The 20,262-nt window shown below is 65.8% G+C and carries 17 protein-coding genes and 2 pseudogenes; 15 read left to right on the forward strand and 4 right to left on the reverse strand.

Annotated elements, in window-relative coordinates; genetic code table 11:
- Positions 1–2 precede the first annotated feature (2 nt).
- Both GO592_RS43715 and GO592_RS43720 read left to right on the forward strand, forming a co-directional pair.
- Entirely contained in the window at positions 3–1,631 is a 1,629-nt protein-coding gene (locus tag GO592_RS43715) for a PEP-utilizing enzyme (RefSeq protein WP_039952015.1), read from the forward strand.
- A gap of 23 nt (positions 1,632–1,654) precedes the next feature.
- Positions 1,655–2,800, forward strand: a complete 1,146-nt coding sequence (locus GO592_RS43720; RefSeq protein ID WP_237720500.1) for a hypothetical protein — start codon at positions 1,655–1,657, stop codon at positions 2,798–2,800.
- Between the two features lie 46 nt (positions 2,801–2,846).
- On the opposite strand, the gene GO592_RS43725 is transcribed toward GO592_RS43720, so the two are convergent.
- A complete protein-coding gene (locus GO592_RS43725; RefSeq protein WP_007298819.1) occupies positions 2,847–3,692 on the reverse strand; it encodes a helix-turn-helix transcriptional regulator in 846 nt (281 codons plus the stop codon).
- Between the two features lie 107 nt (positions 3,693–3,799).
- On the opposite strand from GO592_RS43725, the gene GO592_RS43730 reads away from it, so the two are divergent.
- The 12 genes from GO592_RS43730 to GO592_RS43785 are packed head-to-tail and all read left to right on the forward strand — an operon-like array spanning position 3,800 to position 16,117.
- A complete protein-coding gene (locus tag GO592_RS43730; RefSeq protein WP_039951994.1) occupies positions 3,800–4,516 on the forward strand; it encodes a PEP-utilizing enzyme in 717 nt (238 codons plus the stop codon).
- A gap of 3 nt (positions 4,517–4,519) precedes the next feature.
- On the forward strand, positions 4,520–6,097 hold the full coding sequence (locus GO592_RS43735) for a hypothetical protein (RefSeq protein WP_007298821.1): 1,578 nt from the start codon (positions 4,520–4,522) through the stop codon (positions 6,095–6,097).
- The gene (locus tag GO592_RS43740) at positions 6,084–7,556 is read left to right on the forward strand and encodes an AMP-binding protein (protein ID WP_007298822.1); all 1,473 of its coding nucleotides are present in this window, start codon (positions 6,084–6,086) and stop codon (positions 7,554–7,556) included. Before GO592_RS43735 ends, GO592_RS43740 begins: the two co-directional genes overlap by 14 nt.
- 23 nt (positions 7,557–7,579) lie before the next feature.
- The gene (locus GO592_RS43745; RefSeq protein WP_007298823.1) at positions 7,580–8,188 is read left to right on the forward strand and encodes a hypothetical protein; all 609 of its coding nucleotides are present in this window, start codon (positions 7,580–7,582) and stop codon (positions 8,186–8,188) included.
- The gene (locus GO592_RS43750; protein ID WP_007298824.1) at positions 8,185–9,924 is read left to right on the forward strand and encodes a pyruvate, phosphate dikinase; all 1,740 of its coding nucleotides are present in this window, start codon (positions 8,185–8,187) and stop codon (positions 9,922–9,924) included. Before GO592_RS43745 ends, GO592_RS43750 begins: the two co-directional genes overlap by 4 nt.
- A complete protein-coding gene (locus tag GO592_RS43755; RefSeq protein WP_007298825.1) occupies positions 9,921–10,493 on the forward strand; it encodes an acetyl-CoA carboxylase biotin carboxyl carrier protein in 573 nt (190 codons plus the stop codon). The genes GO592_RS43750 and GO592_RS43755 overlap by 4 nt, the downstream gene beginning before the upstream one ends.
- Entirely contained in the window at positions 10,486–11,892 is a 1,407-nt protein-coding gene (locus GO592_RS43760) for an acetyl-CoA carboxylase biotin carboxylase subunit (protein ID WP_007298826.1), read from the forward strand. The genes GO592_RS43755 and GO592_RS43760 overlap by 8 nt, the downstream gene beginning before the upstream one ends.
- On the forward strand, positions 11,892–13,391 hold the full coding sequence (locus tag GO592_RS43765; RefSeq protein ID WP_007298827.1) for a carboxyl transferase: 1,500 nt from the start codon (positions 11,892–11,894) through the stop codon (positions 13,389–13,391). Before GO592_RS43760 ends, GO592_RS43765 begins: the two co-directional genes overlap by 1 nt.
- Positions 13,391–13,801 (forward strand): Zn-ribbon domain-containing OB-fold protein, encoded by a 411-nt coding sequence (locus GO592_RS43770; protein ID WP_007298828.1) that lies wholly within the window; start codon positions 13,391–13,393, stop codon positions 13,799–13,801. The genes GO592_RS43765 and GO592_RS43770 overlap by 1 nt, the downstream gene beginning before the upstream one ends.
- Positions 13,801–14,940, forward strand: a complete 1,140-nt coding sequence (locus GO592_RS43775; protein WP_007298829.1) for a thiolase family protein — start codon at positions 13,801–13,803, stop codon at positions 14,938–14,940. Before GO592_RS43770 ends, GO592_RS43775 begins: the two co-directional genes overlap by 1 nt.
- Positions 14,937–15,710 (forward strand): tyrosine-protein phosphatase, encoded by a 774-nt coding sequence (locus GO592_RS43780; RefSeq protein ID WP_007298830.1) that lies wholly within the window; start codon positions 14,937–14,939, stop codon positions 15,708–15,710. The genes GO592_RS43775 and GO592_RS43780 overlap by 4 nt, the downstream gene beginning before the upstream one ends.
- Positions 15,701–16,117 (forward strand): SRPBCC family protein, encoded by a 417-nt coding sequence (locus GO592_RS43785; protein WP_007298831.1) that lies wholly within the window; start codon positions 15,701–15,703, stop codon positions 16,115–16,117. Before GO592_RS43780 ends, GO592_RS43785 begins: the two co-directional genes overlap by 10 nt.
- On the opposite strand, the gene GO592_RS43790 is transcribed toward GO592_RS43785, so the two are convergent.
- The 3 genes and pseudogenes from GO592_RS43790 to GO592_RS43800 all read right to left on the reverse strand — a co-directional run.
- Entirely contained in the window at positions 16,104–16,475 is a 372-nt protein-coding gene (locus GO592_RS43790; RefSeq protein ID WP_039951996.1) for an IS5 family transposase, read from the reverse strand. The genes GO592_RS43785 and GO592_RS43790 overlap by 14 nt on opposite strands.
- A gap of 126 nt (positions 16,476–16,601) precedes the next feature.
- On the reverse strand, positions 16,602–18,218 hold the full coding sequence (locus GO592_RS43795) for a hypothetical protein (RefSeq protein WP_202715299.1): 1,617 nt from the start codon (positions 18,216–18,218) through the stop codon (positions 16,602–16,604).
- Between the two features lie 329 nt (positions 18,219–18,547).
- A pseudogene (locus GO592_RS43800) lies at positions 18,548–19,354 on the reverse strand (IS701 family transposase); the annotation flags it as partial.
- Between GO592_RS43800 and GO592_RS43805 the strand changes: the two are divergent.
- Positions 19,339–20,148, forward strand: a pseudogene (locus tag GO592_RS43805) (IS701 family transposase); the annotation flags it as partial. The pseudogenes GO592_RS43800 and GO592_RS43805 overlap by 16 nt on opposite strands.
- Positions 20,149–20,262 lie beyond the last annotated feature (114 nt).

Below are 20,262 nucleotides of genomic sequence, written 5' to 3' on the forward strand. Positions count from 1 at the left end.
ACATGTCCGTTCTCGGCAAGGGCGTTCCGTCCTATTCCTTCGCTCCGGTCACCGGCACGCTGCGGTATTTCCGGTCCCCCGATGACGTGATTGCATCCCTCGACAGTGACCTCGAATCGACGATTGCGTTGGTCGCCTCGGGAGGAACCACGTTCTTGTCACCCATCCTCGGACGACTGGGCGGCATTGTCTGCCTCGATGGCACGCTCCGATCGCATTTGGCGATCGTGTCCCGCGAGTTCGAGGTTCCGTGCCTCGTGGGCGCCGAATTGCCGGGCGACATTCCGGACGGCACAACGATTAGCCTGCGCATCGCGGATGGAGCAGGGGTGGTCGCCCAGGAAACGACTAGTCACGAACAGACGCCGTCCGCGGCAAGCGTCAGCGCAGACTGGTGGGAATACATCCGCCGTGTCGGCGACGAGATCGCAGTCAAGGACTTCAACCTCGAGATTTCCGCGGAGATTCTCGATCAGCTCATTGCGGAGGATCTGACCGACGAACGGCTCAACGACCTGGTGCAGCACATGGGAAGGGCTTTCAAACCCGAGATCACGCGTCGGTCGGGCTTCACTTCCGAACTCTTTCCCATGCTGCCCTACATGTCTTTGTCGGTCATCGAAGACTTCCACAGTTACGCCGATCGAGTACGGGTGATTGACGACGCGATGCCGGCCGAGGAGTTGGGTCGGCGCCTCCGCGAAGGTCCGAACAAAATCAGTCCTTTATGGATTTGGATGATCGGTTACCACTACCTGTGCGGGCGCGAATGTTTGATTCAGATGGGCAAGCTGGCCCCGGATGAGCGCCTCGAGGACGTCCGTACGGTCGTCGACTTCTGGCGCAGGCTTTCCCTCGCCCACCGCGGAGACGGAACGCTCGATTACAAGGACGCAGGCTTCACCAACCGTTACCTGCCCACGGACGTCGTCGAAGACCTGACGAGGGGAGCAACGAGACTGGACCCGATCACGGCAAAGGGCCTGAAGAGGCTCAACGCGACCGTCTCGGGATACTCCTTCCTCTACTTCTGCGACTCACGGGTCGGCATCTGCGACTCCGGTCCCTATCCGCGTCCAGTCGGCAGCCAGCAGACAATCGTGCGTGACTATCTCTCGCTCGCACCCAGTACCTGGGCCTACCCGTGGGCGGAAGATCTCGATCCGCCCTACACCGGACTGACCATGGCCTTGACCTTCGACCGCTCGGCGTTCACCGAATTCGAAATCAACGACTGGGGCACCACCTTCACCGAACCCGAACAATTAATCGGGTCGGTCACAGAAGCCGCGGTCTACGGATATCGCACCGACGGCACTCGCGAACTGATTCCACCGGCGCAATGGTCGAGCGTCGCGGCCGAGCTCAGCCGGTGCCACATGAAGCTGTATCAGCGGTTCGCGGCGATGAACCGGACCGAGCGAATCATGGCCGCCACTACCATGTACACCTCAGGGTTGCGACCGTTCGCGGCGTACGCCGGTGTCACCGACCAGATCAACTGGTCGATGTCCCCCGATACCCTCGCGCTCTATCCGGACCCATTCGACGACGACGATCGGGCCGCTGCGATCTTCGGCAACGCCCTCGTCGCCAACGATCTCCCCGGCTCGTTCTCACCGCTTCGCTAGTCCCCCTGAAAGGAGGCGCCGCCGTGCGCCAATCAATGCAGAAACTCGTTCCCGCCGACGAGCTGCTATACCACCAGACCCCCGAAACGTTCGCGACGATCAGTCAGGCCGATATCGCCTGGACCGAGAAGCTGTGGGGATCACTGTTCGCCCGGGACGGCTCCATCCAAGTGGACGTGGGCATCGGCAAGTACCACAACCGGAACGTCATCGACATGTTCGCCGGAATCTCCAGGGGCAAAGAACAGCTCACGGTCCGTGCGAGCCGGCAACTCGATGCCGATCCGGAACGGGTCGGGGTCGGCCCCCTCGACTACGAGGTCCTCGAACCGTTGCGCAAGGTCCGATTCGTTCTGCAGGAGAACGACATCGTCCCGATCCGCTTCGACCTCACCATCACCGGTGTTCTGCCACCATTCCTAGAGCAGAAAGACTCCCAGCGCGAACCGCAGGGATTCCGAGTCCAGTCCGACCTGCTGCGATACCACCAGGCGTCGACCGTGAGCGGTGAAATCTGGATGGACGGCAAGCGGATCGAGGTACGCGACGAGGAATGGTTCGGCTTCCGCGACCACTCGTGGGGAGTCCGGATGGATGTCGGCGAACCCGCACCGGACGTCTTCAAGCACCAACGACTCGATAGCAACTTCCTTCTCACCTGGAGCCCGATGTGGCTGCAGCGGCCAGACGGGACCAGCTACGAGATCCACCACTACCTGCAGTGGGTCGACGGTGCGGTGACCTACTTCTCAGGTTTCGAGAACCTCCCCGACGGCACGCAACGTCCGCTGCAGGGACTGCGGGACGAGTTGAAGTACGATCCCGACAATCGGCGACTGCTCGGCGGCACGCTGACCTTCGACGCGGGGTGGGGCGAGACCCGCACGATCGAGATCGAACCGGTCAGCGACACCGGGTTCCACCTCGGTACTGGGCTGTATTTCGGTTTCAAGGGCCAACGGCACGGACAGTGGCATGGGGCAGAGCATCTGGACGGTGAGCGCTACGACGATGTGTCCGAGGCGAACACCGCTCGGGAGGTACACCAGTTGCGGGACTGCGTAATCCGGTGCCGGGAAGGCGACGCTGTGGGTTACGGCATCTTCGAGTCGATGGTGATCGGTGAACATCCCCGCTACGGACTGACGAAGGAATCATCCTTCCTCTGACCGGAGCGTGACGGGGCCGCGGACGAATTGTCCGCGGCCCCTTTACCTATATCCGCTGAGCTCGGGCGAGCAGCGCCAGTTCCATCCGCGACTGGCACCCGGTAGTCGTCAAAATACGGGTGACGTACTTCTTCACGCTGTCCTCAGCGAGGGAGAGGATCTCGGCGATCTGCGCGTTCGACAAGCCGTCGGCGACGAGCTGGACAACCTGCCGCTGCCGCGCGGAAAGTCGCGTGAGCGCTGCCTGCGGCCTCGACGCGGGCAAGCCGCGGGCCATCGCCGACATCTGCTTGCTGAGCAGTCGTAATGTGGCTGCTTCAGATGGGCCAATCTTGCCCGGTTCCGGATCGAACATCCCCAGCAGGGCGGTGTGCCCCGAGTTCAGCTCCAGGCGCAGCGCCGCAGCGGTGTTCATCCGCCACGTGGAGGACAGAAAATACCTGACGTACGCGTCAGCGCCTGCGGGCAAATGACCCATGGATTGCAACTCGTCCAGTGAGGACAAGCCGCTGGAGACGAGCTGGCGCATCGCGGCGGGGGTACCGAACACGTCGTATCGTGCCCACCGGTCTTGGTATTCCGGAAGCATCTTGGCAGTTTTTCCTGCCGTCAACGGAGCTGCGTCCTCGAAGATGGTGTGAAAGGTCGCGCCGGCGAACAACGAGACGTGACGGAGCTCGAAATGCTCACTGATGGCGTCTACGGCGCGTTCTTTGAAATCGGGAAGACAGGCCGCGTCAGCGCACGCCTCGAGGACATCGAAAGCGCGTTCGTAATCTGTCTGGTGGAGGTTGGCGCGGAGCGGGGAGCGAGTGCGGGGAGTGGACCGTGTGGTCTTCGACGAACCGGCGGAACTGTCCCCCAACGTGGACTGGGTCACAGTGACGATCATAACTAGATTTTCCTCACAAGAAAAAGAAGCTAGGCGTAAGGGCCCAGCTCGAGCCCAGATTCCGGCGTCGGTGGCCGAACGACCACCACACACATCAGCGAGGTGACATGTCCGACTCCGTGGTTACTGCCCCGAAATGGGGATCGACCGAAATGCTGCCATTGCCCGGTCGCTTCAACGCCGCAGTGCGGTCATTGGCAGCGCAACGATTCGCGGCATCCGATGAGCAGTGGAAAGACATTGTATTTGAACGTCAGTTTGATCTCTTCTCCGTGGAGGATGCCCGGGCCATCGAGCTGGAGACCCTCGACTCCGGGTACCGGTTCGAATACTCGGCGACAGCCTCGCTCGAATCCGAACCGGACAAGTACAAGCGCGCAGACCGCCCAGCGAGTTCTTTCACGGACGGACTGGACTCCGATGGTCGCCGTCACGTCGGCGTCGGTGACAACGTCATCAAGAAGTCTCAGACGGTCAGCGGACCGGTCGCGTTGGTCTCCACCATCGAGCAGGTCATGGAGTTCCTCACGGACGGCATCCCTCCCGGCACGATCGCAGTGATCGATGACTCCGGCGGCACCTTGACCGCCCCGATCATCGAAGGGTTCGCCGGTGTCATCTGCCTCGGCGGCACCGTGCGCTCGCACCTGGGCATTCTCGCCCGCGAGTACGACGTCCCCACCCTGATGAACTGCAAGATCAACGACCTGAAGAACGGCGACATGGTCGAGCTCGAAGTCACCGCTGCACCCCCGGCAGCGGACGCATACGAAACGGGTGACACCGGGCATGCCCGGATCTGGCTGATCGAAAACGAGGGCTGAGACATGGCGAACCTGAACTACCGATCATTACTGGAAACCAACAACTACCTGCGGAATTTGTCCGACACCACATACTGGCTGTGCATCACGCGCACCGTGCAGGAGTCGAAGCTGTTCCCGATGAACCCTTACATGCTGGTGAGCTACCTCAACAGCTTCTACCGGCTCCCGACCCTGCTCCGCGAGATCGACGCGGCGACACCGGCGGAGAAACTCGGCGACCGCGCCCGTGAGGTCAGCCTGAAGGTAGACACGGTGAACGCCGCCTGGGGAATGCCCGCGTTCTATCTCATCGGCCGTGAAATGCTGATGAACTGGGGCCTGCTGCGACCGACCGACGCGGTCGACGATGTCGTCGACGTGCTCGACTTCTCCCGCCGGTTCAATCTGGCGTACCACCGCAACGACGGACACCTGACCAACAAGGAGTTCGGCGACCGCAGCCAGTTCCTGCCCGAACGAACGCTGCAGGTGTTCGAATCGGATCTACACGGTGTGGTTCCCGGCGACCGGCTGCACACCGCCGCCACCAAACTCGTCGCCCAACTGTCCCAGTTCGCGTTCCTCGCGCACTGCGAATGCCGGATAGGTCTGCACAACAGTGGACCCTACGACTTCGGCAAAAACCGGCAGATGATCATGCGGGACTTCTTCGATCTCGCCGAGGGTGACTATCCCTGGATGGACGGGATCGCCACCCAGTTGCCGTTCAACAACCTCACCATTCCAATCGTGTTCAAAGACACCAACTTCCATCTCATGGACGATTGGGCGTCCTTCGAAGCCGAACCCGGATACAACGCCGCGAACATCGAAGCAGTCGGCATGTACACCTCCGATCCGTTGACCGACGGCTACATCCCGGTTGGCATGGACAACGCAGACACCCTCGCCGACACCATGGAGCAGTACCGCGAGATCCTCAACGAGGCAACCACCGACCTGTGGAAGAGGATCGCGAACTGGTCGCGTGAGCAGATGATCGACGCCGGTGCCCTGGTCTACTCGTCGGTGGGCAAGGACTTCGCGCACCTCGCCGGAACGTACCGGCAGGACGACTGGTTCCAGATCGACGAACGGGTGCAGCGATTCAAGCCGTTGATGAACGATGAATACGGTCGCGACAACCTGGGCGAGATGGTGGGACTGCTGAGCCTGCCACACCAGAAGTCGAATGAATACACCATGGCGCGGTACTCCGGGATGAACCAGAACATGCTCACCGGAATTCCTTACTCGGTGCTCACCGACGACGGTTACGCGCCGACCGCAGGCGATCAGTTCTCCGGATCATCCAGCCTGACCGAGAAGTCCGGACTGTGGACCACCAGCACCGGCCGGATCGACATCGACGAGTACAACCGGCGTGCGCAGGGATTTGTCCCCGCTGTACTCGACGGGACCCACCGGTACCTCGACGAGGAATGGGTGAAGTGGAACCACGGCACCGCGCAGGCGGACGAACTGTACCACCTCACCCAGCGCGGCTCCCGAAACCTCGAAGGCCGCGGTTCCGGGCTGCGCCGCGCCGATCTGCCCACCACCAATACCGCGAAGGGGAGCGACGATGCAGATCGGTGACCTGATCCGCCGCGCCGGTAAGCAGTTCGGTTCCGCCCCCGCCTTGATCGACGGCGACCGGGTGGTGAGCTTCGCCGAGTTCGACGCGCTCACCGACCGCCTCGGCCACGCATTGCTGGCCCGCGGCCTCGATGCCGGTGACCGCGTCGCAGTCCTGATGCCGAACGGCATCGACGGTGTCGTCGTGTACTACGCCCTCGCGAAGGCCGGCCTGGTTCGTGTCCCGCTGAACGTGCGCGAGACCGTCCATGAGCACGCCTACAAGGTCGAGGACTCACAGGCGCGTGCCCTGGTCTATGCCGGGGATCCGCCTGCCCACGTCGAGGTGATGATCACCGCAGATCAGCTGCCTGACCTCATCGCCGACGCTCCGGACGGCCCGTGCGATGTGCGGCGGGATCAGGATGCGCCGCTGCGCCTCGCCTACACCGGGGGCACGACCGGCAAGCCCAAAGCGGTCGTGCTGACCACGCGCAGCGAGCTCGCCGAAGTCGCGAACTTCTTGGTCGACCTGCTGCCCAACCTGCGGCCGGATTCGGTGATGCTGCACGCCGCGCCGATCACCCACGGCAGCGGCGCGTTCTTCCTGCCGCACCTGGTAAAGGGCGCGCCGAACGTGATCGTGTCGAAGTTCTCGCCCGGCGCCTTCCTCGAGGCCGGGCAAAAGTACAGGGCCACGTCGACGTTCATGGTGCCGACGATGATCGCGATGCTGCTCGAGGACCCGGCAACCGCGGCTGCGGACCTGGCGCTCGAGCGCCTGTGTTATGGGGGTGCCCCGATCGCCACCAGCGTGCTCCAACGCGGAATCGACATTCTCGGCCCGGTGTTCGCCCAACTCTACGGTCAGGCCGAGGCACCGTTGGCGATCACCTGCCTGCAGCCGTGGGAGCACACCTCCGACCGGCTCACCTCCGCCGGCAAGCCCTACACCTTCGTCGAAGTCCAGGTCCGGTCCACTGACGGCACCGTGCTGGGGCCAGGTGAGGTCGGAGAGGTCCTGACCCGGGGACCGCACACGATGAGCCGCTACTGGCGCCGTCCCGTGGCGACCGCCGAGACGATCGAGCCGGACGGCTGGTTGCACACCGGCGACATCGGTCGCTGGGACGACGACGGCTATCTGCACCTGCTCGACCGCCGGCACGACGTCATCATTTCGGGCGGCTTCAACGTCTACCCCCGTGAGGTCGAAGATGCCCTGCTGACCCATCCCGCCGTCGTCGAGGCCGCGGTCGTGGGCCTGCCCGACGACAAGTGGGGTGAACGCGTCGCCGCCGCCGTCGTCACCCGCTCCGCCGCCGAGCCCGACGAGATCCTCGAGTTCTGCGCCGACCGATTGGCCGGTTTCAAACGACCTCGCTCCCTGGAGATTTGGCCGAACATCCCCACCAGTCCGGTCGGGAAATCCTTGCGCCGCGAGGTGCGCGACCGCATGGTCGCCGCCGCGCGGGCATGACCCCGACACTGAAAGGACCCATCATGCTCGACCCGTATGAACTCACTGTTCACACCCTGACCCTGCGTCAGCTCGGATCTGCCGAACAACTGGCGGAGATCAACGCTCTCCCGATCGGCGATGTCGAGGATGCCTTGGAGAAGGCCGTCGCCGATGGTGCGGTCATGGCTGCGCGCGGCAACTACATGATCACCCCCGCCGGCCGTGCGGTCCTCGACGGTGTGTATCCGCGTGCCTTCGCCGACCTGCGCTCGGATCCGGCCATCACCGAGGCGATGGACTCATTCGAGACCGGCGTGAACAAGCAGGTACTCGCCCTGACCACCGACTGGCAGACCGTCGAGGTCGACGGCACCCGAGTGAGCAACGACCACGCCGACGCCGACTACGACAACAAGATCATCGCCAAGCTCGGCCGCGTGCACGAGAAGACGCAGAAGGTCCTGCGCCCCCTCGCTCAAAGGGATCCGTTGGTCGATCGATTCCTCGACCGGATCGGCGCGGCACTGATCCGCGCCGAAGGCGGCGAGAGCGACTACGTCAGCGGCGTCCGCGTCGATTCCGTCCACACCGTGTGGTTCCAGATGCACGAACACATCCTCCGTCTGACTGGACGGGAGCGCCCCGAATGAGCACCGTGACGAGTTTCCGCTGGTTGGTTATTCCCGACGAGACCGCCACGGAGCCGAGCCGAGACCTGGTCGGCGGGAAGGCATGGAGCCTGTGGCGGATGCGGTCACTGGGCCTGCGGGTGCCGCCGGCCTTCGTGGTCACCACCGAGGCCTGCGCGGCCTACTTCGCCGAAGGTGGCCTGCCTGACGGGCTGGCCGACGAACTCGTCACCGGAATCCGCTTGCTGGAGAAGCAACTCGGACGCACCTTCGGTGGAACGGAACGCCCGTTGCTGGTGTCGGTGCGATCCGGCGCGGCGATCAGCATGCCCGGCATGATGGACACCATCCTCGATCTCGGTTGCAACGACGCGGTCGAGGCCGCGCTGGCAGCCGAAAGCGGTGACCCCGACTTCGCGGCCGAGGTACACCGCCGCTTCACCGGCTTCTACGGCCGCCTCGTCCTCGGCTGCACTGACGACCTCGAGGACCTACCCGACACCGCGTCGGTGCGCGCCGCGATCGCCGGCGACGTCGACGAAATGGTGCCCGCCGACCCGTGGGAGCAGCTGCGCGCCGCGGTTGCCGCGGTGTTCCAGTCCAGCCGGTCCCGCCGTGCGGTCGCGTACCGCAAGCACTACGGCATCCCGGACGACCTCGGTACGGCGGTCACGGTGCAGGCCATGGTGTTCGGCAACCTCGACGATGACTCCGGCACCGGGGTGCTGTTCACCCGCAACCCCGTCGACGGCACCCGCGAACCCTACGGCGAGTACCTGCAGCGCGGCCAGGGTGAGGACGTCGTGTCTGGCCGGGTCACCCCGAAACCATTGACCGACCTGCACGAGCGCTGGCCCACCGTGCACACCGAACTGCTCGAGGCCGCCGACCGCCTCGACCGCGAAGGAAAAGACGCCCAGGACATCGAATTCACCGTCCAGAGCGGAGAGCTGTTCCTGCTGCAGTCTCGCCCGGCGAAGCGAACCGCCCGCGCCGCAGTGCGGATCGCGGTCGAACTCGTCGACGAGGGCGTCATCGAACCGGCCGAGGCCCTGTCCCGGGTCACCGCAGATCAGATCCGCACCCTGCTCCGGCCGGAAATCGCCGCCGGTGCAGCAGATTCCGCCGAGGTGCTGGTGTCCGGAGTGGCCGCCAGCCCCGGTGTTGCCACGGGCATCGTGGTGGATACTCCCGAAGCGGCGCAGGCGAACCCGGGGTGCATCCTGGTCCGCAAATCGACCAGCCCGGACGACGTGCACGGCATGATCGCGGCCGCTGCCGTCGTCACCGAGCAGGGTGGTGCAACCTCGCACGCCGCCGTCGTCAGCCGCGCCCTCGATACCCCCTGTGTCGTCGGTTGCGGCACCGGAACAGTCGAAAGCTTGGTCGGTCGTACCGTCACCGTAGACGCGACCACCGGCCGCGTCTACGCCGGCGAACTGCCGACCTCGGCGGTCGACGAGAGTAAGGACGAGGACCTGCGCCGTCTCACCGAATGGGCCGAGGGCGCGACGTCCCTGCAGGTGGGCATCGATGTCGCCGTCGAACCGGTCTTCGATGCCGACGCCCTCCCCGCCGAGGAACTCGGTGAGCAACTTCCGGACATTCCTCGTGGAACCAAAACCGTTCGCGGAGCAGTGTTCTGCGCCCCCGACGGCGTCCGCGCCGCCATCGACGCCGGAGTAGATGCGATCGTCACCGCCCACCGGTTGCCGGTGCTACTCGCCACCATCGCACACCACAGGAGAACCTCATGAGCACACCGGAGCGCATCACCCACCGCGAAGTGCGGGAGATTCTGCGCACCTTCCACGACTCCGGTTGGGCCGCCATGACACTGGAAATGGACGGCATGCGCATCACCGTCGGCAAGGACGGCCTCCCGGCGGCACCGACACCCACCGCCCCGACAACATCCGCCCCGACAGCATCCGCGGCCACGGTGCCGTCGACACCGCCCGCCGCCCCCGCAGCACCGACCACACCCGTGCCCGCCGAGGTACAGGCCACGGCAGGCAACGGCGGTGCGGCGCCCGTCGCCGCGGCACCGGTACCAGCTGCGGCCGCCGACACCACAGGCTGCACCGAGGTGAAATCTCCGACGGTCGGCGCATTCTGGACGGCGCCGAGCCCCGGCGAGGCACCGTTCGTGACGGTCGGCCAGACCATCGAGGCAGGCCAACAACTCGCGATCGTCGAGGTGATGAAATTGATGAACCCCGTCGTGGCACCCCAGGGCGGCGAGATCGTGCAAATCTGCGCGAACAACGCCGAACTCGTCGGATTCGACCAGCCGCTGTTCCTGATCAGGCCGACCGATGGCTAGCCCGTCCGCCCTGACCACCGAGGCACCCGCCAGAACGCCGCTGCGACGGGTCCTGGTCGCCAACCGCGGGGAAATCGCCGTTCGAGTGATCCGGGCCTGCCAGGCACTCGGTATCGAGACGGTGGCCGTGACCTCCACCGTGGACAGAAACGGCCTCGCCGCCCGGATGGCCGACCGCGCCGTGTGCATCGGTCCCGCCCCCGCCGGGCAGAGCTACCTGTCGATCCCGGCAGTGTTAGCCGCGGCACTCGGCACCGGATGCGATGCGGTGCACCCGGGATACGGATTCCTCTCCGAAAATCCCGAGTTCGCGGCCGCATGTGTCGCCGAGGGCCTGGTTTTCATCGGTCCCCGTCCCGAGGCGGTCGCCGAGGCCGGCGACAAAGCGCGGGCACGGGAGCTGGCACGCTCGGCCGGAATTCCGGTGCTGTCCGGGTCCCCGGTGCTCGACTCGACCGAGGCGGCGGTCGCCGCGGCCGCCGAGCTGGGCTACCCGGTACTGGTCAAAGCTGCTGCCGGCGGCGGGGGCCGCGGCATGTCGGTGGTCGAGAACGAGACCGAACTCCGGGCGCGATGGGCCCCGGCCGCGGCCGAGGCGCAGTCGGCGTTCGGTGACGGCCGCACCTACATCGAACGGTTCATCCGCAACGCCCGGCACATCGAGGTGCAAGTCCTCGGGGATAAACACGGCTCGGTCATCCACCTCGGAGAGCGGGACTGCACTCTGCAGCGCCGCCACCAGAAGGTGGTCGAGGAATCTCCCGCGCCGAACCTTCCGGAGCAAATTCGGCAGGACCTGCGCCGAAGCGGCGTCGCCTTCGCCGAGGCGCTCCGCCTCGACAGCGCCGGCACCGTCGAATTCATCTACGACGCCGACACACACGAGTACGCCTTCCTCGAGTTCAACGCACGAATTCAGGTCGAGCATCCGGTCACCGAGATGGTCACCGGGGTCGACCTCGTCGCCGAACAGCTGAGATCGGCGGCCGGTGAGCCCCTGCGGCTCACCCAGGACGATATCCACGTGACCGGGCATGCCATCGAGGTCCGCATCACCACCGAAGACCCCGCCCGCGGGTTCATCCCCAATCCCGGCACCGTCGAACGGTGGGAGCCCCCGACGGGCGAGGGTATTCGGGTCGACAGCCACTGCGAACCCGGCTACATCGTCACCCCGTACTACGACTCCCTTCTGGCCAAGGTCGTGGCACACGGCCCGGACCGGGACACCGCCGCCGATCGCATGGTGGCCGCGCTCGCGAACCTGGCTGTCGCCGGCGTCCCCACGACCGCGGATTTCGCCCGCGCCGCCCTCGACCATCCGGACTTCCGGGCCGGAATCGCCACCACCGACTGGATCGCCTCTCGGGGCCTACCCGACTATTTGGAGAAGATCTGATGAGTTACCTCGATTGCGCCCCGCGCAACGCCGACGGCAGCCGCCGCAGGATCGACATCGTGGACCAGACGCTGCGGGACGGTCCGCAGAGCTGGTGGGGCATGCGCCTGCGCAAGGACATGGGCCTGCCCATGGCCGCCGAACTGGATCGCACCGGCTTCCATACCATCGACCTCGTCGGTAGCTCGATCTTCGAAGTCCTCGTGCGACACTGCAAAGAGGACCCGTGGGAGCAGTTGATCTCCCTGTCGAAGGCCATGCCGCAGACCACGGTCCGCGCCGGCACCCGCAGCAACGGCATCGTCACCTTCGGGCTGACCGCCGACAGCGTGATGGACCTGTGGGTGCAGCGGCTGTGCGCCCACGGCATCGGCAGTTTCTGGATCTACGACGGCCTGTTCAACATCGACAAGATCGGCCGCCTGGTCAAGACCGTGCAGGCCGAAGGCGCGAAGGCTCTGCCGTGCATCCTCTACGCAGACAGCCCGCACCACACCGACGAGTACTACGCGGCCCGCACCCGCGAACTCGCCGCGCTCGGCGCGGACGGTATTGAGATCGAGGACGCAGCCGGACTGCTCACCCCCGAACGCACCCGCTCGCTGATCGCCGCCATCAAGGGCGCCGCCGGTGACCTGCCCGTGGAGATCCACTTCCACAGCAACAACGCCCTGGCTCCGGTGAACTACCTCGAAGGCGTCCTCGCCGGCGCCGACCGCGTGCACACCGCGAGCCGACCACTCGCTGCGGGGGTTTCCCTGCCGTCCACCGAGAACACGGTGGCGAACCTGCGCTACGCCGGCTTCGACGTCGATCTCGACGACTCCCGCTTCGCCGCGGTCGAGGAGCATCTGCTCCGCGTCGCCGAATATGAGGATCTGCCGGTCGGACAGCCCGCCGAGTACTCCCTGTTCCAGTACCGTCACCAGCTGCCCGGTGGGATGGCGGGCACCTTCAAGGCGCAGCTGCGCGACCGTGGCATGGAGGACCGTTTCGAGGAGGTCCTCGACGAAATGTCGCGGGTACGTGAGGAATTGGGCTATCCGGTGATGGCGACCCCGTTCTCGCAGCTGGTCGGCACGCAGGCGGTGCTCAACGTGGTGACCGGCTCGCGGTACTCGGTCGTGCCGGACGAGGTGATGATCTACGCGAACGGCTTCTACGGCAAGCCGGTCGCCCCGCTCGATGCCAACGTCCTCGACAAGATCACGAGCTCTCCGAAGGCGAAGACTTACGAGAACTGGGAGCCGCCGCAGCCCACCCTCGGCGAGCTGCGCAAGAAGTTCGGGGAATCGATCAGCGATGACGAGCTGATTCTGCGACTGTTGGTGCCCGAGAACGACATCGATATCATGCGCGCCACCCCACAGCGCCACCGTGATTTCGCGCCGACGAGCAGGGAAATGCGTTACATCCGGGAACTGGTCGAGACCTCGGTGGGTGCCTACCTGCATATCGAGGCCGACGACTTCACGCTCACCCTGGAAGGGGATCACTGATGAGCGAGCTGGGGGTGGGCCGGCCCACCAAACGTCGCCCAGGGGCCGCGGTCGGGGGCCTGCCGGTCGCCGACTCCCGGCCGTTCCTCGACGGCGACGCCGTGCTCGGCTCCCGATGCACCGTGTGCCGGTACCCGACCGCACAGCAAGGGCTCCCGTGGTGCCCGGTGTGCTACCAGGCCACCGAACCGGACCGGTTCGCCCGCACCGGCAAGGTGTGGTCCTCCACGGTGGTCGCCATCCCGGTCGGTACCCGCCGGCCGCCCTTCGGGCTGGCGTATCTCGATCTCGACGACGGCCCCCGGGTGCTCGTTCACCTCGCCGAACCGGCCGTCCTCGAACCCGGTGCACGTCTCGAGATCACCGGAACAGACGACGGCGACCTGGTCGCTACGAGAAAGGTGCAGTGATGGAGCAGGCGATGCTGTGGGGTGTCGGAACCTCCGCCTACGGACGGTTCCCGGACCAGCGGGTCGAGTCACTCGCCTGGACCGCAGTGGCCGAGGCGGTCCGCGACGCCGACATCCGACCGGACGCGATCGACGCGATCATCGTCGGCTCGGTCTTCGGCCCACCCGGGGTGGCCACCCGCATCCAACGCGGACTCGGGATACCGTCCGTGCCGATGTGGACCGTCGAGAATGCCTGCGCCAGCGGCACCAGCGCCTACCACGAGGCCGTCGAAGCGGTGCGGCTCGGCCGGTTCAAGTGCGTCCTGGTACTCGGAGTCGATCAGATGTCCACCCTGTTCTCCGGAGCCATCGTGCCCGAGGCCACCGACCCCGAAGGCGCGTCGTCCCTGCCCCTGCCGGGCCTGTATGCCCTGCAGGCGCAACGGTATATCGGCGAGTTCGGAGTCACCCCCGAACAGCTCGCCGCGGTCGCGGTGAAGAACAAGAGCAATGGCATGAATAATCCCCGCGCCCAACTGCGGGACACGGTGCCAACGATTCAGGAAGTGCTCGACTCCCGAATGATCGCCGAACCTTTGACCTTCCTGCAGTGCTGCCCGACCAGCGATGGTGCCGGCGCCGCCATCGTCGGCGGGGAGCGCGGAAACCGGAACGATCTGCGGATCGAGGCGTCCGCCATGGTCTCCGGTGCCCTGTGGGACCAGCGCAGCGACGACGTCTGGGGATTCGCCAGCGTGGCCCGCGCCGCTCAGAAGGCCTACGCGCAGGCTGGTCGCAGCCCACAGGAGATCGATGTGCTCGAGGTGCACGATGCCTTCACCATCGGCGAGATCCTCACCCTCGAGGCACTCGGGATCGCCCCCCGCGGCAAGGGCGCCGAACTCGCCCCGTCCGGTCACACCACCCGCGACGGTGTGCAACCGGTCAACCCGAGCGGTGGGTTGCTCTCACGTGGCCACCCGCTCGGCGCGACCGGAATGGCACAGCTGGCCGAAATAGCGTGGCAGCTCCGCGGCAAGGCCGGCGCCCGGCAGGTCGACCGGCACCGCGTCGGTCTCGTGGAGACCATGGGCGGCGGCGCGGCCGGCATGGACGGTAATGCCTGCGTGGTCACAATCCTGTCCGCCCAGGCATGACCACCTCCTACACGGGGCTCCTGGGATTCCGCGATGTCGGAGGCCTGTGCACCAACGATGGGGGACAGGTCCGCCGCGGATTGCTCTACCGCAGTGGGACCCCGCAATTCCTCGCCTCGGACGCTGCCCGTGCGCTGATCGCGGACACCGGAATCCGCGCCACCATCGACCTACGGTTGCCGCATGAAGTCGCCGTCGAAGGGCGCGGGCCCCTCGACGAGCTGGGGGTGCTCCACCTTCCGCACCCGTTCAGCATCAACGACACCGTCTCCCCGGCCTCCGCGGTGGCCCCGATGCCCGGTGACGACCCCTTGGTCACTCGGTATCTCGCCTACCTGGCACAGGACGCGGCCGGTGTCGTCTCCCTGATCTCCAGGCTGCTCGACCCAGGCGTGCTGCCCGTGCTGGTGCACTGCACCGTCGGCAAGGACCGCACCGGTGTGGCTGTCGCACTGCTCCTCGACGCCATCGGGGTGCGGCGGGAGGACATCGTCACCGACTACGCCACCGCCCCCGACGACGTGGTCGCGTCCATGCACCGGCTGCGCGAGATGGCCTCCTACGGTGCCGCAACCGACTTGTACCCACCGCAGGTATGGACCGCCCCACCTGACGCGATGGAACGATTCCTCGACAATATCGACGACCGGTACGGCGGAGTCCTGACGCTGCTTGCCGACAACGGCGTCGGACCCGAAGCGGTCGACCGGCTGACCACACTGCTGATCACCCACGACGACACCATCCCGGAGGACACGACATGCAGATAAGCGAATCCCGAGTCATCACAGCTGAACCCGACCTCGTATGGAAGATCGGCGGGGACACCGCCAACGTCGCGGACTGGATCCCGGCGCTGGAGAAGTCGACCCAGCGTGGAGACCTGCGGCACGCCACCTTCGCCGACGGTGGCGGCGAGGCGATCGAGAGGATCGTCGAACACGACGACCAGCAACGGCGGTACGCATACGACTACGTGTCAGGCCCGCTGCCGCTGCGCTCGTACCGATCGACCTTCGCCGTCAACGACCATCCCGATGGTGCTCAGGTCACCTGGAACGCGGAGTTCGAAACCGCCTTCGCTGAGGAAGATGCCGCCCTCGCCCAGGCAATCGCAGGCATCTATCGCGCTGCCCTGGACGAACTCGCCAACGACGTCGCCGCTATCCAGAACTAGTACGCGCGGCGTTGGCGCCGTGCTGGTGCACCCGCACCACGGTGGAATCCACCGGCACCGCCCAATCCAGGTCGCCACCGGCATCGGCCATCGCCGCCAGGGCTATGAGTACCCGATCCCACGTTCCATCCCCGGCGTAGCGTCGGTGCCGTTTCCACACCGTCTTCCAGGGGCCGAAATGCGCAGGTAGATCCCGCCACGGGAGCCCGGTACGCAGTCGGTAGAGCATCCCCTCCACCACGAGTCGGCTGTTCTGGAACTTCCGCCCCCGCAGCCCATCCGAACTGGGCAACAGCAGCGCAAGCAACTCCCACTGCTTGTCCGTCAACACCTCAAACCGATTAACAACGTCTGCCACAGCGAAGAGTCTGCAGCACAACACCCCAAATCATTGGGAGACACGCCCTAGGTAGCTAAGAGCGGCGTAGCCGGGTTTTGGAGTCAAGTTTTGTGGTGTCCGGGTCATGTTCGACTGCTTGATATTTCAGGCCGCGAGTTGCGCTGTGTCGGTAAGGGTGTCGACGGCGATGCGGTAGGCGGTCGCAACCGCTCGGAGGCGGCCGGGAGTGGTTGTCGGGGCGGCGAGTTCGGACAGACCCGTGCGTAGGACCCGATCGTGGACACAGGTGAGGAACTTCGCGGTGTCGAGTCCGAGGTCGGTGACCTGGTAGCGGTGGGTGCCCTGGATCCGGACGATGAGGTTGCGGGTCTTCAGGCGGCGCAGGTCGTAGGTCATCTGCCCGGTGGACACCGTGCCCGGGTCGAGTCCGCGCAGCTCGCCGGTGAGGTTGCGCAGGTCCTTGTTGGTGAAACCGTTCGGGTGCAGCCGGAAGACCAGCAGCGCAGACAGCAGGGCGTGGCTGCGCCCGTCGGCGAATCGCAGTCCCGGCACTCGGGTGCCGGCGGCGGTGGTGACGGGCCCGGTGATGGTGGTGAGGGCGTCGGCACCGGTGATCGGGTCGTGACTGAGTCGTTGGACGCGCAGCAGGCGGCGGTTGGCGTGAAAGCCGATCTCCCGCAGGGCGGGCAGATGTGTCAGTCGTTTCCCGATGTGGAAATCGCGGGTGTCGTTGATGGTGGTTTCGGTGCGTAGAGCCCGTCCCTCCTTGTGATACTGCTTGATGGTGGTGTGTTTGTAGTCGACGTGCAGGCTGGGGGTGACGCCCTCGGTGATCACCCGCGTGCGGAATCGTCCCGGGGTGGCCCGCGGCCCCCGGCGCATCAACCTGCGGTCGAAGACCAACGTGACCTGGTCCGGGCGACCGACGTCGAGATTGTCGCGGATGACCTGCTCGAAGAACACCCGCCCGGAGACCGGCGCGTCGAGCATCTGGGTCAGGGAGAACTCCGCCTGCAGCACCGACAGGTCGTAGCGGTAGCCCGCGTCCCGATCGGCGTCGGTGAACGGATCGGGCAGGATGGTCAGCCACTTCCGGAGCAGAGCATCGATGCGTGGACCGGTGAGCCGGTCGCAGATCGCCTGCAGCGCGTCCGGATCGTCGACGGCAGCGAAGGCGTTGTCGAGTGCGGTGAACCCGAGCCCGGCTCTCGCCGCCTGACGCTGGGCCCAGTGGTGGCCGTTGATACACAGTTTGGCGTTGTAGGGAAAGTACGAGCAGAACTTGAGGAAGAACGGGCCGAAGTCGGCGTCGACGCAATAGAAGTAGTAATGGTTGACCACGCCGGTGGACTTGACGATCCACGGATAACTCTTGCCGGCGGCGTCGCGGCGCTTCTCGGTGCGGAACAACGGCGTCCTCTCCTGCGCCCGTCCGATGAACACCACCCCCTCGGGCGCAGCAAAATGCTCGAGATACTCGTGCATCACATCGTCCTTGCGCTGGCCCCTGGCGAAGTCCACCCACGGGATGCGGCGAGTGTCGGCGAAACGGTGCACCGCCGCAGCGAAGCGGTCGGTGATCCTGGCCAACGGGGCGGTCGAGGCGACCGGCAACCCGAGCTGTCGGTGCACGTAGGCGACCAGGCCCGGGGCGTACTGCAAACCGGGGACGTAGACGTTCAGGTACATCCGGTCGATGCACTCGACCTCGAAGAGCGTGTGCGTGGTCAACACGTCGGCGACGCTGCGCGGTAGGGTCATGATGAGCTCCGGACGATCGGGCGGCCAGTAGGCCAACCAACCGCTACGACGGTTCATACACCCGATCGACGTCGTCGACCAGGGTCATCACCCCGACCGGCCGGAGCCCCCGGACCGCAGCGGTCACCACACGACTCGTCGGGCTGGGGCGAAGCCCCGGTAGTACTGCAACGACAGTTTGTGATCTCGATGTTTGTAGTGGCTGGCGCGGGCCCTGGCCTGGCTGGCTCGGCGCCAGTTCGACCAGTGCCAGACATGGAGGAGAGCGTGTCGCACCGGGCAGGCGACGCGGTTGAACAATCGCCGGATCTCGTTGATTGTCAGAGGAATTAGATCTCGGGTACCGGTTTCAGATCCCCTTTTTGAGCGCCGCGGCGCAGGATCGTCAGGAAGGCAGCCGCGGCCATCGACAAGGTGATGTGCCGGTACCAGGCCGGGTACCCACGCACCTGATAGTGATCGAGTCCGGTCTCGTTCTTGGTGGTCTGAAAGCACTCCTCGATCGCCCAGCGACTGCCGGCCACCCGGACCAGCTCGGCGGGACCGGTGTCGGCGGGGCCATAGCAGATGTAGTAGGCAATCTCGTCGGGGTCGGTGATCGACCGGCGGGCCAGCAGCCAGTGGCCGCGACCCCATTCGCGCAGTGGACGAATGTCTACGACCGCCCAGTCGTAGAGCCTGGGTCCGTGGGCGCCGTCGCCGCAGTTGATCCGCTGCCACGCGGTCGCCGGCAGGTCGGCGATCACGGCGTGGGCGCGGCGCTGGCGCAACTCCATCGAGATCACCATCTGCGACTTCGGGACGGCGAGAACATGGGCCACACCACGGGATTCGAGCCAGAGCCGGAGCTTGCCGACCTGCCCGTAGGCCTCGTCACCGGTAAACCACCCGAACGGCACCCCGGCATCGAGAGCCCGTTCGATCATCATCTGCGCCAGTTCGGGTTTCGTCGCGAAAGCCACCTCGTCGCCGATCCCGGCGGTCCGGCACCGATCGCGGTCCTCGGTCCAGGCCCTCGGAAGATACAACTCGCGATCGATCAGCGCCCGACCCCGGTCGGAGGCGTAGGCGAGAAACACCCCGATCTGGCTGTTCTCGATCCGCCCGGCCGTGCCGGAATACTGCCGGGGTGGCCCGCCAGTACTCGGGGACCGCGGGCCGGGTCGAGAACTGCCAGATCGGGGTGTTCTTGACCTATGCCACCCCGGCGAGTCGAACGCTGATCGACCGAGAGTTGTACCTGCCCACAGCCTGGACCGCCGACCGTGACCGGTGCGCGCAGGCCGGGATCCCCGCCGAGCGTAAGTTCGCGACCAAACCCGAGCTGGCGATCGCGATGCTCGAACGCGCCGTCGCCGCCGGTGTGCCGGCACGATGGGTCACCGGAGATGCCGTATACGGGCAGGTGCACCGGCTCCGTGCCCGTTGCGAGGAACTCGGACTGTCCTACGTGCTAGCTACTTCGGTGAACCAACACGTCATTACCGTCGACGGCGCCGAGCTCCGTGCCGACGAGGCGATCGCGGCGTTGCCTGCCCAGGCGTGGCGGACCCGCTCGGCCGGTGACGGCGCGAAAGGCGAGCGACTCTACGACTGGGCGCGCACACCGGTGCGCGGGGTGAACTGGCCGACGACGGTGTACTGGCTCCTGGCCCGTCGCAGTCGCACCGACCCGGAGGATCTGGCGTACTACCTGTGCCACTGCCCGGCGCGCACCACCTTGACCGAATTGGTCACCGTCGCCGGAACACGTTGGGCGATAAAGGAAACCTTCCAGACTGCGAAGGGCCAGACGGGCCTCGACCACTACCAGGTTCGGCAGTACACGGGCTGGTACCGCCACATCACCCTCTCGATGCTCGCGCACACGTTCCTCACCGTCACCCGGTCAAAAAGGGGGCCCGAGAACCCGGCGACGACAGTGAGTTGATCGCACTGAGCGTGCCCGAGAACCCGGCGACGACAGTGAGTTGATCGCACTGAGCGTGCCCGAGATCCGACGGTTGCTCTGCCACCTGATCTGGACGTATCTACCCGATCCCCG

Origin of the sequence: Rhodococcus sp. 21391 (assembly GCF_016772255.1) — a bacterium.
Classification (GTDB): domain Bacteria; phylum Actinomycetota; class Actinomycetes; order Mycobacteriales; family Mycobacteriaceae; genus Rhodococcus_F; species Rhodococcus_F opacus.

What these genes read in the sequence shown, in the direction of transcription:
- GO592_RS43715 (WP_039952015.1), top strand. Translation starts at nt 3, where the DNA reads ATGTCCGTTCTCGGCAAGGGCGTTCCGTCCTATTCCTTCGCTCCGGTC.
- GO592_RS43725 (WP_007298819.1), bottom strand. Translation starts at nt 3,692, where the DNA reads ATGATCGTCACTGTGACCCAGTCCACGTTGGGGGACAGTTCCGCCGGT.
- GO592_RS43730 (WP_039951994.1), top strand. Translation starts at nt 3,800, where the DNA reads ATGTCCGACTCCGTGGTTACTGCCCCGAAATGGGGATCGACCGAAATG.
- GO592_RS43735 (WP_007298821.1), top strand. Translation starts at nt 4,520, where the DNA reads ATGGCGAACCTGAACTACCGATCATTACTGGAAACCAACAACTACCTG.
- GO592_RS43740 (WP_007298822.1), top strand. Translation starts at nt 6,084, where the DNA reads ATGCAGATCGGTGACCTGATCCGCCGCGCCGGTAAGCAGTTCGGTTCC.
- GO592_RS43745 (WP_007298823.1), top strand. Translation starts at nt 7,580, where the DNA reads ATGCTCGACCCGTATGAACTCACTGTTCACACCCTGACCCTGCGTCAG.
- GO592_RS43750 (WP_007298824.1), top strand. Translation starts at nt 8,185, where the DNA reads ATGAGCACCGTGACGAGTTTCCGCTGGTTGGTTATTCCCGACGAGACC.
- GO592_RS43755 (WP_007298825.1), top strand. Translation starts at nt 9,921, where the DNA reads ATGAGCACACCGGAGCGCATCACCCACCGCGAAGTGCGGGAGATTCTG.
- GO592_RS43760 (WP_007298826.1), top strand. Translation starts at nt 10,486, where the DNA reads ATGGCTAGCCCGTCCGCCCTGACCACCGAGGCACCCGCCAGAACGCCG.
- GO592_RS43765 (WP_007298827.1), top strand. Translation starts at nt 11,892, where the DNA reads ATGAGTTACCTCGATTGCGCCCCGCGCAACGCCGACGGCAGCCGCCGC.
- GO592_RS43770 (WP_007298828.1), top strand. Translation starts at nt 13,391, where the DNA reads ATGAGCGAGCTGGGGGTGGGCCGGCCCACCAAACGTCGCCCAGGGGCC.
- GO592_RS43775 (WP_007298829.1), top strand. Translation starts at nt 13,801, where the DNA reads ATGGAGCAGGCGATGCTGTGGGGTGTCGGAACCTCCGCCTACGGACGG.
- GO592_RS43780 (WP_007298830.1), top strand. Translation starts at nt 14,937, where the DNA reads ATGACCACCTCCTACACGGGGCTCCTGGGATTCCGCGATGTCGGAGGC.
- GO592_RS43785 (WP_007298831.1), top strand. Translation starts at nt 15,701, where the DNA reads ATGCAGATAAGCGAATCCCGAGTCATCACAGCTGAACCCGACCTCGTA.
- GO592_RS43795 (WP_202715299.1), bottom strand. Translation starts at nt 18,218, where the DNA reads ATGACCCTACCGCGCAGCGTCGCCGACGTGTTGACCACGCACACGCTC.